The organism is Streptomyces sp. NBC_01260 (genome assembly GCF_036226405.1).
In the GTDB taxonomy this organism is placed as follows: Bacteria; Actinomycetota; Actinomycetes; order Streptomycetales; family Streptomycetaceae; genus Streptomyces; species Streptomyces laculatispora.
On the sequence record NZ_CP108464.1, the window covers coordinates 6964808 to 6977359 of the forward strand.

A 12552-nucleotide genomic window follows, 5' to 3' on the forward strand; every position below is an offset into this window, starting at 1 on the left:
ACCGCATTTGCCAACTAGGAGGAACAATGATCAAGAAGATTGTCGCCGCTGCGGCTGTCACCGGCGGTCTGGTGCTCGCGGGTGCCGGCATGGCCGTCGCCGACTCCGGCGCCCAGGGTGCCGCTTTCGGCAGCCCCGGCGTGCTCTCGGGCAACGTCGTTCAGGTTCCCGTCCACGTTCCCGTGAACGTGTGCGGCAACACGATCTCCGTGATCGGGCTGCTGAACCCCACCTTCGGCAACACCTGCGTCAACGTCTGACGTTGTGCGTCAACCCGCAAGGGTTTGAGCCCGGTCGGCCTCGGAGTACGCGCCATGTGTTCCGGGGCCGCCGGGTCCTTTGCCTCCGCACGGTCAAGTCCGGGGGTACTCCGGAAGGTAGAAGGCAGGAAACAACCTATGCGACAGGTCACGCGTAAAGGCCTGATCACCATGGCGGCTGCGGGCGGCGTGCTCGCGCTCAGTGGCGGTTACGCGCACGCCGACGCGGGAGCGGCCGGCGGCGCATCGAATTCCCCTGGGGTGCTTTCCGGGAACTCGGTACAGATCCCGGTCGACGTGCCGGTGAACGTCTGCGGTAACTCCGTGAGCGTCGTGGGACTGCTCAACCCGACTGCGGGAAACTCCTGCGGAAACGGTTCTGGAGGTGCGGTCGCGGGCCGGACCGGATCGACCGCGGGGGCGTCGGGCAGTCATGCGGCGGACAGCCGGACCTCCGGCAGCCGCGCGTCGGACGACCGCGGCCAGGGGGTGCGGGCTGGCACCGGCAAGCACCGGGCCGCCCGCAGTGACGACGGGGGCGGGGCGACGGCGGAGGGGTACGCGCAGGGCTCACCCGGTCTGCTCTCGGGCAACCAGGTCCAGGTCCCCATCGACATCCCCGTGAACGCCTGCGGGAACAGCGTCACCATCGGTGGCCTGCTGAACCCCAGCCTCGGCAACTCGTGCGAGAACGAGAGCACGCCGCAGGTCGACGTTCCGGTCACCCCGGTCACTCCGGTCACCCCGGTCACCCACGAGGTGCCGCCGGTTCCCGGACCGCGCACCATCCCGAACGTGCCGGGGCCGCAGAGTGTGCCTCAGGGCACCCCGCAGCTCGCACACACCGGATCGGGCGGGCTCGACCTGCTGATCCCGGCGAGCGCGGGTCTGCTGCTGGCAGGCGCGGGCACAGTGCTGTACCGCCGCGGCAGGGCCGCCTAGGAGAAACGGCACTACGCGCAAGCACGGCGAAGGGAGCGGGCCCCGCGGCAGCGGGGCCCGCTCCGTTTCACCAGGTGGCCCGCAGCTGACGGATGATCCGCCGACGCAGCCGTACCCGGCGGCTGCCGTCACGGCGCAGCGACAGCCGGTCCAACTCCCAGTGCCCGTACTCGGCATGCTCGGTCAGCAGGCGGGTCGTCTCCTTCCGGGACACCCCGCGCGGCACGTACACGTCGACAAATTCGTATTCCGGCATCGCATCTATTGTGCGGGCAGAGCCTCAGTACGGATAGCGTCTGCCCTATGTCTGATGCTGCGCAGCCATCCGCTGCCGAGGTACGCGCCGCCGCCGATGCGGTCAAGGTCGCGCTCGACCGTCACCTCGAGGCGGTCGAACGCCGGTCCGGGGACGACGACCCCGCTGTTTACGACGCGTTCAACGCACTGGCCGCTGCGGCGGAGGTCTATGACGAACTCCTCTACGACCGCCATGACGAGGTCACCCCGTTCGAGATTCCGGGCGCGCAGGACTCCCTGCCGCCCTACAGCGGTCCCGAGGAGCCGCACGCACTCAGTGTGCTGATCCGCCGCGACTACGCGGTGGCGGAGCCGCAGCGGCTGCTCGCCCAGGCGCAGCGACTCGCGGACCTGGATCCGGACGGCCGCGACAGCGACGGGGCGGCCGTGGTCGGGAGCAGCGTCCATGCGGCGCTGGGGGTGCTCTTCGGGGAGTACGAGGCGGACGAGATCGCGTCCCGGCACACGGAATTCGGTCTGGAGGAGGGCGACTCCACCCTCTGGGTCGCGGCGGCGGACGAACTGCCGGAGCCGGGGGAGTGGCTGGGCGCGCCCTTCGACGACGCGGACCCCCAGCTGGTGGTCTGCCGGTTCGATGTCAGTGCCGTCTTCGACGAGGACGAGCTGGACGGGGAACTGGGCGGTCTGGCGAGGGACGGCTCCTGACCGGTCCGTCTGCGACCGTCACGCCGTGACCGGTGCCGTGCCGCAGGGCCGGGCGGATGCGCGACGCATCCGCCCGGCCCTGCGGTCTCACCCGCCGGACGCCTCCAGCAGGGTGCGCAGCCGGGTGGTGCGGTCCTGCGCGGGGGACTGGGCGACCGCGCGCGGCAGAGCCTGGTCCACCCCGTGCACCACCGACAGGTGCCGCTCACCCCGGCCGAAAGCGGTGTAGACCCAGGGACGGCTGAGCCCCTGCGCCGCGTCACCGGGCAGTACGACGACCACCGCGGGCCACCGCATACCGGCCGCCTGATGGGCGCTGAGCGCCCAGGCGTGCCGTACGGACGCCTCCACCCGCTCCTGCGGTACGACGACCGGGGTCCCCGCACAGTCCAGGTGCAGGCCCTCGGCGTCGGCCGAGACGACCACGCCGGGCATGGTCCTGCCCGGTGCCGGGACATGGGCGATCCGGTCGCCGGGGTCGAATCCGCCGAACCGTCCGGGGCCGGGGTTGAGCCGCTGCTTGAGCGCCTCGTTCAGCGCCCGGGTGCCCGCCGAGCCGCCGTGGCCGACGGTGATCACCTGGGTGTCGGACGACGGCACGCCGATGGCGCGCGGCACCGAGTCGGCGACCAGCTGCACCGTGCGGTGCACCGCCTCGCCCGCGTCACGCACGGGCACGATCACCACTTCTTTGCCCGGCGCCGCCACCTGGTTCAGCTCCCCGATGCCGATGCCGGAGACCAGCTCACCGATCGGACCGGGATCCGGCGTACGGGAGACGATCTGCGGGCACGCACGGGCGGCCAGCACATCGGCGAACACCCGCCCCGCGCCCGCCGACCCCAGCACGCCCGGATCGCCGCTGAGCACCAGACGGGTGCCGTCGGCGAGGGCCTCCACCAGCATCGCACCGGTCTCGACGTCGACCTGCGGGGCGTCCAGCACGACGAGCAGGTCGACGGCGACGGCCCCCTCCTCGTCCCGTCCGGGGCCCTCCGCGCCCGAGAGCAGCCCGGCCAGCGTGACGGCCGCCGACGGGTCGCCGACCGCCTCGGCCAGCCGCTGCCTGCCGTCCACGCTGTGGGTGGCGCCCAGCGCCCGCAGACCGAGGCCGCTCGCCGCCGCGATCAGCGCGGCGGGCTCGGCCCTGGCCGCCTCACCGCCGGTGTGCGCGACGAGTCCGTGGGCCGCGGCCGTACGGATCAGCTCGGCGGCCGAGGGGGAGGGCGCCGACGCGGCGGCCTGCGACCAGTCGGCGTCCTTCTCGCAGGCGTTCACCAGCCGGGCCAGCCCGTCGGCGAGGCTCTCCTCGGCCAGCGCGTACCGGTCGAGGCCGAGGAACACCTGCACCGGCTCCCGCCCGTCCCCGGTCTCCTCGCCCTCACCGGCGTCGGCGCCCGCATCCGGGGCCTCTGCCGGTTCCTCGGTCTCCTCGTCCTCCGGGCCGTCCTGGAAGACCAGGACGACGCCCTCGGCGACGGCGTGCTGCACGGCCGCGTCGGGGTCGGTCACCGACCGCCCGGCGAGCGCGGCCCGCACCTCGGCCGCGTCCAGCGCGGTGTGGCCCTGCAGCGCCGCGCGCTCCAGCAGCCAGCCGACCAGGGCCGCGGTGCGCCGCTCGTCGTCGGGTCCGCATCCGTCGCCCAGCAGCGCGCGTGCGAAGCCGTCCGCCTGGTCCGGCCCGACGCCGGGGAGGGAGAGCAGCTGCCAGGGGTCCTCGCGCAGGGTGTCGGCCGCCTGTGCGCCGAGCGTCCCGGCGGCCGGGGCGGCCAGGCTCTCGGGAGCCCCGCCGGCGGCCAGCACGGCGGCGACGGCGGCGACCGCCTCGGGAGCGGCGCCCTGAGGGGCGCGGACGGACTCAGGGGCCCGTTCCCGGACCGGGGGCGGCGCGGGGACGGTCCGGCGGGGAACGGCGGGAGCGGGGGAGTCGAAGAACGCGGCTCCCGGCTTCTCGCCGCTCTCCACAGCGCGTACGGCCGCCAGCAGATCGGCGGCCGGTCCGCTCAGTTTCGTACCGGCGGGGATGGGGCCGTCCTTCTCGGCCTTGCGCTTCTCGATCCGCTCCAGCAGCTCGCGCTGGGCGGCCAGCTCCACCTCGGCCTCGGAGAGGACGGGGGCGGCGGGGGTGTCGCCTTCGGCGCTTCCTGCGCTACCCGCGGCGGCGTCGCCGTCCGGTCCTTCGCCGGTCGCGTCGGCGGGGTCCGGCCCGGCCGATGCCTCGTCCGTCCCCTCGGTGTCCGTCGCGCCGGTCGCGGCAGCCGTCTCCCCGTCGTCGGCCGCCTCGTCGTCGGTACCGTCGTCAGTCGCCCCGCCGGTCGCTTCGGCGGTCCCGGCGGCGGCCTCCTCGGCCGGGGAGGGCGCGGTGGCGTCCGCGACGACGCTGTCGTCGTCGGTGGCCGAGGGGCCGGGGGATTCCCCCCGGGGAAGCGCAGTCACAGCGTGCTCCAGTCCTGGTCGGGATAGCGGTGCACGGGCGCCGACACATCGTCGAGCGCGCGGCAGATCTCGTCAGGAAGACTAAGCGCCTCCACTGACAATGCCTCCGCGAGCTGGCGCGCGTTGCGCGCGCCGACGATCGGGGCCACCACTCCCGGCCGGTCCCGCACCCAGGCGAGCGCCACCTGGAGCGGCGTCGTGGCCAGCCCGTCGGCGGCGGTCGCCACGGCGTCCACGATGCGGCTCGCCGGGTCGTCGAGATACGGCTCGACGAACGGGGCCAGCAGCTCGGAGGCGCCGCGCGAGCCCGCCGGGGTGCCGGTGCGGTACTTGGCGGTCAGCACGCCCCGGCCCAGGGGCGACGACGGCAGCAGCCCCACGCCGAGGTCGAGCGCCGCCGGCAGCACCTCGCGCTCCACGCCCCGTTGCAGCAGGGAGTACTCCATCTGCGTACTGGCCAGCCGGGTCCGCACGCCGGGGGAGGCCAGCTGCCAGGTCGCGGCCTTGGCCAGCTGCCAGCCGCAGAAGTTCGACACCCCCGCGTAGCGGGCGCGCCCGCTGGTCACCGCCAGGTCCAGGGCCTGGAGCGTCTCGTCCAGCGGCGTCACCGGGTCGAAGGCGTGCACCTGCCACAGGTCCACATAGTCGGTGTTGAGCCGGGACAGCGAGGCGTCGAGGGCGGCCAGCAGATGTCCGCGCGAACCGTTGAACCTGCGGTAGGGATCGGGCACGCTGCCGGCCTTGGTGGCGATGACCAGATCGCGACGCGGCACCAGGCCCTCGACGAGGCGCCCGAGCAGGTACTCGGACTCGCCGCCGCCGTACACGTCCGCGGTGTCGACGAGGGTGCCGCCCACCTCCCAGAAGACCTTCAGCTGCTCCGCAGCGTCGTGCTCGTCGGTGTCCCGGCCCCAGGTGAGGGTGCCGAGCCCGATCCGGGACACGCGAAGGCCGGTGCGGCCGAGATGCCTCTGCTCCATGGGCGCTGAGATTACTGGCCATGGCTCCACTCGTCGCAGGGCTGTGGACAACCGGGGCCCGGGTCACCCCTGCCGGATCGTGTTCCCGCGCGCTAGAGTCCGGAGCACAGGGACGTTACTGATCAGTAAGGGGAGCGGCTATGCGGCTCGGCATCAATCTCGGTTACTGGGGCGCGGGTATGGACGGGGACAACCTCGCCGTCGCGCAGGAGGCGGACCGGCTCGGCTACGACGTCTGCTGGGCGGCCGAGGCCTACGGCTCCGACGCCCCGACCGTGCTGACCTGGGTGGCCGCGCAGACCGAGTCCATCGACGTCGGCTCCGCGATCATGCAGATCCCGGCCCGCCAGCCCGCCATGACGGCGATGACCGCGGCCACCCTCGACTCGCTCTCCGGCGGCCGGTTCCGGCTCGGCCTCGGGGTGTCGGGACCGCAGGTCTCCGAGGGCTGGTACGGCGTCAAGTTCGACAAGCCGCTGGCCCGCACCCGGGAGTACGTCGAGATCGTCCGCAAGGCGATGACCCGCGAGCGGCTGTCGTACGAGGGGCAGCACTGGACACTCCCGCTGCCGGACGGACCGGGCAAGCCGATCAAGCTGACCGTCCACCCGCAGCGCGAGCACATCCCGCTGTACATCGCCGCGATCGGTCCGAAGAACCTGGAGCAGACCGGCGAGATCGCCGACGGGGCGCTGCTGATCTTCCCCTCCGCGGACCATCTGGAGGACACCGCGGTGAAGCACCTGCGGGCGGGCCGGGAGAAGGCCGGCAAGACCATGGAGGGCTTCGACGTCTGCCCGACCCTGCCGCTCGCCATCGGCGACGACGTCAACGGCCTCGCCGACATGTTCCGGCCGTACACCGCGCTGTACGTCGGCGGCATGGGCAGCCGCAGGCAGAACTTCTACAACCAGCTCGCCCAGCGCATGGGGTACGAGAAGGAAGCCGCCGAGATCCAGGACAAGTACCTGTCCGGCGACAAGAGCGGTGCGGCCGCCGCCGTACCGCACCAGCTGATCGACCAGACCACGCTGCTGGGGTCGGTGGAGCGGATCGCCGACCGGATGCAGGCCTACGCGGCCGCGGGCGTCACGACCCTGACCCTGGCCCCGGCCGGCTTCACGCTCGACGAGCGGATCGCCGCGCTGCGCGCCGGTACGGACGCGCTGGAGCGGTCCGGGCTCGCCTGAGGCGTATCCGGGGGCGGCGCCGCCCGTTCCCGCGCAGCACTACGGCCGTGGTGGGGGCTCGGGGGCCTCCCCGCCACGGCCGTCACGCGGAACAACGCGGCCGGGGCGGTTGGGTTACGGGGCCCGCGCGGAAACGGTTCGCCAAAGGGGTGTCCGCACCGGGTGCACGTTCGGCCCAGTCCCCGGGCGTTCCTGTTGCCCGCCGGGGCCAGGAGCATTTGACTGTCGCTCGGCGGATGCCGGCACGGAGGTGGCAGTGATGCTCTCGGCAAAGAACCTGTTCCAGGAGATTCTCGACGACGACGAGTCGTTCCGGCTGTTCTGCTCCATCGCCGCGGGCGGGGAGTCCCAGGGAGGCTGGGAGAACGGCCGCATCGCCGCCCTCGTGCCCGCGAGCCAGCGCGCGCTGGCCCCCAAGATCGCCCGGCACGGCGCCGACGAGGACAAGCACGGCCGGATCTTCAACGCCCTGCTGAGGAAGCGCGGTCTGGAGCCTGTCGAGGTCCCGCACGAGACCGACTACACGATGCTGCTGGAGAAGTACGGCATCGGCCTCGCCCATGAGCGGCTGGGGCGGGAGGAGCGGCTCGCCGAGCGCGACATCATCACCTACCTCGCGCACAGCCGGGTGACCGAACAGCGCGCCTCCGAGCAGATGCGGCTGCTGCGGAAGTACTTCGCCGACCACCCCGACCTGGGCCGCGCGGTGAGGATGATCTCGAACGACGAGGACAACCACCTGGCGTACTGCCACGAGGAGCTGCTGCGCCTCGCCCGGTCGGGACACGGCCGTACGATCCAGAGCGTCCTGCGCGAGTGCGCGCTCGGCGAGATCCGGGTCTACCGCGACGTCAGCCTCGCCGTGATGGGCCACATGGGCCGCATCCTCGGCTGGCCGAGGGCCAAGGCCGCGGCACTGGCGGCGGGAATCCACGCCGTCTACGCGTACGAGCGCCTCGTGGGCTGGCGGCGCATGGTCAGCCTGGTGCCGCCCGAGCGGCGCGACGCGCTGGGCGGTCCGGCCGTCCCGGCACCCGAGTACGCCTGAGAGGCTGTCGTCCGGCGCACCCGTCAGAGCCAGCCGCGCCGCTTGAACTGGCGGTACAGGCCGAAGACCACGCCCGCCATCAGCAGGATCACCGCCGGATAGGCCCACGCCCAGCGCAGCTCCGGCATGTGCTTGAAGTTCATGCCGTAGATCCCCGCGACCATCGTCGGCACCGCCGCCATCGCCGCCCAGGCCGAGATCTTGCGCATGTCGTCGTTCTGCCGCACCCCCATCTGGGCCAGATGCGCGGACAGGATGTCGGAGAGCAGTCGGTCGAGACCCTCCACCTGCTCGTTGGCGCGCGTCAGATGGTCCTGGACGTCCCGGAAGAACGGCTGCGACTGTTCGCGGACGAAGGGCACCCCCGCGCTCGCCAGCCGGGCCATCGGGGCGGCCAGCGGGACGGTCGCCCTGCGGAACTCCAGCACCTGGCGCTTGAACGTGTAGATGCGGGCGGCGGTGTTCTTGGAGTCGCCGGTGGCGGCCGGGGCGAAGACCTCCGTCTCCAGTTCCTCCAGGTCGACCTGGAGCTCGCCCGCGACATCGATGTAGTGGTCCACGACCGCGTCGCTGATCGCGTACAGCACCGCGGTGGGCCCGTGCTTGAGCACCTCGGCGTCGGCCTCCAGGCGGCGGCGCACGGCGGCCAGCGGCGCACCGTCACCGTGCCGGACCGTCACCACGAACGAGTCGCCTATGAACACCATCAGTTCGTCCGTGCTGACCGTGTCGCTCCCGTGGTCGTACACGACCGGCTTCACCACCGCGAACAGCGAGTCGTCGTACACCTCCAGCTTCGGGCGCTGGTGCGCGGACAGGGCGTCCTCCACCGCCAGCGGGTGCAGCCCGAACTCGCTGCTGACCAGCTCGAACTCCTTCTCCGTCGGCTCGTGCAGGCCGATCCACAAGAAGGCGTCACCGGTGGCCCGGGCCTCTTCGAGGGCATCGGAGAAATCGGCCGGGCCGTCGGTGCGGCGTCCGTCCCGGTAGATGGCGCAGTCCACAATCACGGCGCGCATTCTGCCCTGCTCCGGTCCCGGGCGCACCTTTGCCGGAGCGTCGGCCTACGCTGGCCCGTATGCCCACCCTGATCCTCGTACGCCACGGACGCTCCACCGCCAACACTGCCGGGGTGCTCGCGGGCCGGACGCCCGGGGTCGCGCTCGACGAGCGCGGCGCCGAGCAGGCCGCAGCGCTTCCCGGACGGCTGGCCGCACTGCCCCTCGCCGCGGCCGTCAGCAGCCCCCTGCAGCGCTGCCGCGAGACGCTGCGCCCGCTGCTCGACGCCCGGCCGGACCTGCCGCTGCACACCGAGGAGCGGATCAGCGAGTGCGACTACGGCGACTGGGCGGGCCGCAAGCTCGCGGAGCTCGCCGACGAGCCGCTGATGACGGTCGTGCAGCAGCACCCGTCGGCCGCGGCGTTCCCCGGCGGCGAGTCCATGAGAGCGATGCAGGCACGCGCCGTCGACGCGGTCCGGGAGTGGAACGCGAGGATCGAGGCGGAGCACGGCGAGAACGCCGCCTACGTGATGTGCTCGCACGGGGACATCATCAAGTCCCTTGTCGCCGACGCGCTCGGCATGCATCTGGACCTCTTCCAGCGGGTCCACGCCGACCCGTGCTCGGTCACCGCGATCCGTTACACCAGGCTCCGGCCCTTCCTGCTGAGGCTCGGTGACACGGGAGATCTCGCCCCGCTGGCGCCGCGCGAACCGGCCCCCGGCGAGGGCAGGGCGGCCGGCTCGGAGGCGGACGCCGCGGTCGGGGGCGGCGCTGGGGCACCGTGATCGCTCCGCGCAGTAGGGTGGACGCGCCGTAGGCGCCTTTCCGGGAGGACTCTCCCGGGCCCCGGCCGACCCCTCATCCGCGTCAAATCACAAGGGAGACAGGACGTGTCCCGTCAGGTGTTCCTCTACGACCCCCCGGACCGTTTCGTGGCCGGTACGGTCGGGCTGCCTGGACGTCGTACGTTCTTCCTGCAGGCATCCTCAGGCGGACGTGTCACCAGCGTGGCCCTGGAGAAGACCCAAGTCGCCGCGCTCGCCGAGCGGGTGGACGAACTGCTCGACGAAGTGGTCCGGCGCACCGGGGGGAATTCCCCGGTACCCGCGGTGGCCCCGATGGACGTGACCGACACCGCCCCGCTCGACGTCCCCGTCGAGGAGGAGTTCCGGGTCGGCACGATGGCACTCGCCTGGGACGGCGAGGAACAGCGCATGATCGTCGAGGCACAGGCCCTGGTCGAGCTGGAGGCGGAATCCGTCGAGGATCTCGCCGAGGCCGAGGAGCGGCTGCTCCAGGACGAGGAGAACGGCCCGCCGATGCTCCGGGTCCGGCTCAGCGGAGCGCAGGCCCGCGCCTTCGCCAAACGGGCCCTGGACGTCGTGAACGCCGGCCGCCCGCCGTGCCCGCTGTGCAGCCTCCCGCTCGATCCGGAAGGACACGTATGCCCCCGCCAGAACGGATACCGCCGCGGGGCCTGACCGGCGCCGGGCGGCTGACCCTGCTCGGCAAGGGCGAGCTCACCGTCCTCGGACAGGTCCGGGGGGCCTCCAACGCCGTGCTGTACTGCTCGGTCGCGTACGAGGGCGAGCAGGCGCACTGCGTCTACAAGCCGGTGGCCGGCGAGCAGCCCCTGTGGGACTTCCCCGACGGCACGCTCGCCCAGCGCGAGGTGGCCGCCTACGAGATCTCCGAGGTGACGGGCTGGGGCCTGGTGCCGCCGACCGTGCTGCGGGACGGTCCGTACGGCCAGGGCATGTGCCAGCTGTGGATCGAGGCGGCGGCGCAGGACGAGGACGGCCCCGGGCTGCTCGCACTCGTCGAGGACGAGGAGCCGGGCGAGGGCTGGAAGGCCGTGGCCCTCGCCGAGGTCGGTGAGGGCAGGACGGCGCTGCTGGTCCACGCGGACGACCCCAGGCTGCGGCGGCTCGCGGTCCTCGACGCGGTGATCAACAACGGCGACCGGAAGGGCGGACACCTGCTGCCCGCGCCCGACGGCCGGCTGTACGGCATCGACCACGGCGTCACCTTCAACGCCGAGGACAAGCTGCGCACCCTGCTGTGGGGCTGGGCGGGCGAGCCGTTGCCGACGGAGGCGGTGGAGGTCCTGGACCGGCTCGCCGGGGAGCTGGAGCCGGGGGCCGCGCTGGTCACCCGGCTGGGGGAACTGATCACCGGGGCCGAGATCGAGGCACTGCGGGCCCGTGTGGCGGGGCTGCGGTCCACGGGACTCCACCGGGAGCCGAGCGGTGGGTGGCCGGCCATTCCGTGGCCGCCGGTCTAGGTACGGCCCGGCGGGAGGCCCCTGGTGCGGGCACCTCTCCCGGACCGGTCCGGGTACGCGACCGGGGGAGCGAGGCACTTTTCGGGGCCGTGCGCAAGGGTGCCTCTTCGGACAGGTTCCCCCCTCCGGTTCGTATCCGGAAGCCGCGTCCGGTTAGGCTCGTCGCATGCATGCCTGGCCCGCTTCTGAGGTCCCCGCCCTGCCTGGCAAGGGCCGCGACCTTCGGATCCACGACACCGCGACCGGCGGACGGATCACCCTTGACCCCGGTCCCGTCGCCCGCATCTATGTCTGCGGCATCACGCCGTACGACGCGACCCATATGGGTCATGCGGCGACCTACAACGCGTTCGACCTCGTTCAGCGCGTGTGGCTCGACACCAAGCGGCAGATTCACTATGTCCAGAACGTGACCGACGTGGACGATCCGCTGCTGGAGCGGGCCGTGCGCGACGGTCAGGACTGGACCGAGCTCGCCGAGCGCGAGACGGCCCTGTTCCGCGAGGACATGACTGCCCTGCGCATGCTCCCGCCGCAGCACTACATCGGAGCCGTCGAGGCGATACCCGGCATCGTGCCGCTCGTCGAACGACTCCGGGACGCGGGCGCCGCCTACGACCTCGACGGCGATGTGTACTTCTCCGTCGACACCGACCCGCGCTTCGGCCAGGTCTCCAACCTGGACACCGAGGCGATGCGACTGCTCTCCGCCGAGCGCGGCGGCGACCCGGAGCGCCCGGGGAAGAAGAACCCCCTCGACCCGATGCTCTGGATGGCCGCCCGCGAGGGCGAGCCGAGCTGGGACGGCGCCTCGCTCGGCGCCGGCCGGCCCGGCTGGCACATCGAGTGCGTCGCCATCGCCCTGGACCATCTCGGCATGGGCTTCGACGTCCAGGGAGGCGGCTCCGACCTCGCCTTCCCGCACCACGAGATGGGCGCCTCGCACGCCCAGGTGCTGACCGGCGAGCACCCGTTCGCCCAGGCGTACGTGCACGCCGGAATGGTCGGCCTGGACGGCGAGAAGATGTCGAAGTCCAAGGGGAACCTGGTCTTCGTCTCGGTGCTCCGCCGCGACGGCGTGGACCCGGCGGCGATCCGCCTCGCCCTGCTCTCGCACCACTACCGGTCCGACTGGGAGTGGACCGACCAGGTGCTCGCCGACGCGGTGGAGCGTCTCGCGCGCTGGCGCGCCGCCGTCTCGCGGCCCGACGGGCTCTGTGCCGACGCCCTGGTCGAGGAGGTCCGCGAGGCCCTCGCCGACGATCTGGACGCCCCGGCGGCCCTGGCCGCCGTGGACCGCTGGGCCGAGCGGCAGACCGCCGGGGGCGGCACGGACGAGGGGGCGCCGGGACTGGTCTCGCGCACCGTCGACGCGCTGCTCGGTGTCGCGCTGTAACTGCCCGCAGGATCAGCTCCGTTCACCGGCCCCGAACTTCTTGATGAAG

Annotated in this window: 13 protein-coding genes; 9 read left to right on the top strand and 4 right to left on the bottom strand. The window is 72.7% G+C overall.

Translation table 11 applies throughout. The features are described 5' to 3' along the window. The first annotated feature begins 26 nt into the window (after positions 1 to 26). Together chpH and OG322_RS31105 are read left to right on the top strand one after the other, a co-directional pair. On the top strand, positions 27 to 260 hold the full coding sequence (chpH, locus tag OG322_RS31100; protein ID WP_123468748.1) for a chaplin ChpH: 234 nt from the start codon (positions 27 to 29) through the stop codon (positions 258 to 260). 138 nt (positions 261 to 398) lie between these two features. Next, entirely contained in the window at positions 399 to 1202 is an 804-nt protein-coding gene (locus OG322_RS31105) for a chaplin (RefSeq protein ID WP_123468746.1), read from the top strand. A gap of 67 nt (positions 1203 to 1269) precedes the next feature. Here the strand turns inward: OG322_RS31105 and OG322_RS31110 are convergent, their stop codons facing one another. Next, on the bottom strand, positions 1270 to 1458 hold the full coding sequence (locus OG322_RS31110) for a DUF5703 family protein (protein ID WP_123468744.1): 189 nt from the start codon (positions 1456 to 1458) through the stop codon (positions 1270 to 1272). 47 nt (positions 1459 to 1505) lie between these two features. Between OG322_RS31110 and OG322_RS31115 the strand changes: the two genes are divergently transcribed. Continuing rightward, positions 1506 to 2165 (top strand): hypothetical protein, encoded by a 660-nt coding sequence (locus OG322_RS31115; protein WP_123468741.1) that lies wholly within the window; start codon positions 1506 to 1508, stop codon positions 2163 to 2165. Positions 2166 to 2252: 87 nt separating this feature from the next. On the opposite strand, the gene OG322_RS31120 is transcribed toward OG322_RS31115, so the two are convergent. Both OG322_RS31120 and OG322_RS31125 read right to left on the bottom strand, forming a co-directional pair. Then, positions 2253 to 4601 carry an ATP-dependent DNA helicase gene (locus OG322_RS31120; protein ID WP_329307282.1) on the bottom strand — a complete coding sequence of 783 codons (2349 nt, stop codon included), beginning with the start codon at positions 4599 to 4601 and terminating at the stop codon, positions 2253 to 2255. Continuing rightward, positions 4598 to 5581: an aldo/keto reductase gene (locus tag OG322_RS31125; protein WP_123468737.1), complete on the bottom strand. Its 984-nt coding sequence runs from the start codon at positions 5579 to 5581 to the stop codon at positions 4598 to 4600. The genes OG322_RS31120 and OG322_RS31125 overlap by 4 nt, the downstream gene beginning before the upstream one ends. A gap of 140 nt (positions 5582 to 5721) precedes the next feature. Between OG322_RS31125 and OG322_RS31130 the strand changes: the two genes are divergently transcribed. Then, positions 5722 to 6771, top strand: a complete 1050-nt coding sequence (locus tag OG322_RS31130) for an LLM class F420-dependent oxidoreductase (RefSeq protein WP_329307283.1) — start codon at positions 5722 to 5724, stop codon at positions 6769 to 6771. A gap of 259 nt (positions 6772 to 7030) precedes the next feature. Further along, entirely contained in the window at positions 7031 to 7819 is a 789-nt protein-coding gene (locus OG322_RS31135) for a ferritin-like domain-containing protein (protein WP_123468733.1), read from the top strand. Positions 7820 to 7842: 23 nt separating this feature from the next. On the opposite strand, the gene corA is transcribed toward OG322_RS31135, so the two are convergent. Further along, positions 7843 to 8838: a magnesium/cobalt transporter CorA gene (gene corA, locus OG322_RS31140; RefSeq protein ID WP_123468731.1), complete on the bottom strand. Its 996-nt coding sequence runs from the start codon at positions 8836 to 8838 to the stop codon at positions 7843 to 7845. A gap of 59 nt (positions 8839 to 8897) precedes the next feature. Here corA and OG322_RS31145 point away from each other — a divergent pair, with 59 nt between their 5' ends. The 4 genes from OG322_RS31145 to mshC all read left to right on the top strand — a co-directional run bounded on the left by OG322_RS31145 (position 8898) and on the right by mshC (position 12503). Continuing rightward, positions 8898 to 9608 (top strand): histidine phosphatase family protein, encoded by a 711-nt coding sequence (locus tag OG322_RS31145; RefSeq protein ID WP_123468729.1) that lies wholly within the window; start codon positions 8898 to 8900, stop codon positions 9606 to 9608. Positions 9609 to 9713: 105 nt separating this feature from the next. Then, positions 9714 to 10304 (top strand): DUF3090 domain-containing protein, encoded by a 591-nt coding sequence (locus OG322_RS31150; RefSeq protein WP_123468727.1) that lies wholly within the window; start codon positions 9714 to 9716, stop codon positions 10302 to 10304. Next, on the top strand, positions 10268 to 11107 hold the full coding sequence (locus tag OG322_RS31155; RefSeq protein ID WP_124286495.1) for an SCO1664 family protein: 840 nt from the start codon (positions 10268 to 10270) through the stop codon (positions 11105 to 11107). The genes OG322_RS31150 and OG322_RS31155 overlap by 37 nt, the downstream gene beginning before the upstream one ends. 166 nt (positions 11108 to 11273) lie before the next feature. Further along, positions 11274 to 12503: a cysteine--1-D-myo-inosityl 2-amino-2-deoxy-alpha-D-glucopyranoside ligase gene (gene mshC / locus OG322_RS31160; protein WP_329307284.1), complete on the top strand. Its 1230-nt coding sequence runs from the start codon at positions 11274 to 11276 to the stop codon at positions 12501 to 12503. The last annotated feature ends 49 nt before the right edge of the window (positions 12504 to 12552 follow it).

Bases quoted from the DNA above. Each gene is read 5' to 3' on its own strand.
- OG322_RS31135 (WP_123468733.1), top strand. From the start codon at position 7,031: ATGCTCTCGGCAAAGAACCTGTTCCAGGAGATTCTCGACGACGACGAG.
- corA (WP_123468731.1), bottom strand. From the start codon at position 8,838: ATGCGCGCCGTGATTGTGGACTGCGCCATCTACCGGGACGGACGCCGC.
- OG322_RS31155 (WP_124286495.1), top strand. From the start codon at position 10,268: ATGCCCCCGCCAGAACGGATACCGCCGCGGGGCCTGACCGGCGCCGGG.
- chpH (WP_123468748.1), top strand. From the start codon at position 27: ATGATCAAGAAGATTGTCGCCGCTGCGGCTGTCACCGGCGGTCTGGTG.
- OG322_RS31145 (WP_123468729.1), top strand. From the start codon at position 8,898: ATGCCCACCCTGATCCTCGTACGCCACGGACGCTCCACCGCCAACACT.
- OG322_RS31105 (WP_123468746.1), top strand. From the start codon at position 399: ATGCGACAGGTCACGCGTAAAGGCCTGATCACCATGGCGGCTGCGGGC.
- OG322_RS31130 (WP_329307283.1), top strand. From the start codon at position 5,722: ATGCGGCTCGGCATCAATCTCGGTTACTGGGGCGCGGGTATGGACGGG.
- mshC (WP_329307284.1), top strand. From the start codon at position 11,274: ATGCATGCCTGGCCCGCTTCTGAGGTCCCCGCCCTGCCTGGCAAGGGC.
- OG322_RS31110 (WP_123468744.1), bottom strand. From the start codon at position 1,458: ATGCCGGAATACGAATTTGTCGACGTGTACGTGCCGCGCGGGGTGTCC.
- OG322_RS31125 (WP_123468737.1), bottom strand. From the start codon at position 5,581: ATGGAGCAGAGGCATCTCGGCCGCACCGGCCTTCGCGTGTCCCGGATC.
- OG322_RS31115 (WP_123468741.1), top strand. From the start codon at position 1,506: ATGTCTGATGCTGCGCAGCCATCCGCTGCCGAGGTACGCGCCGCCGCC.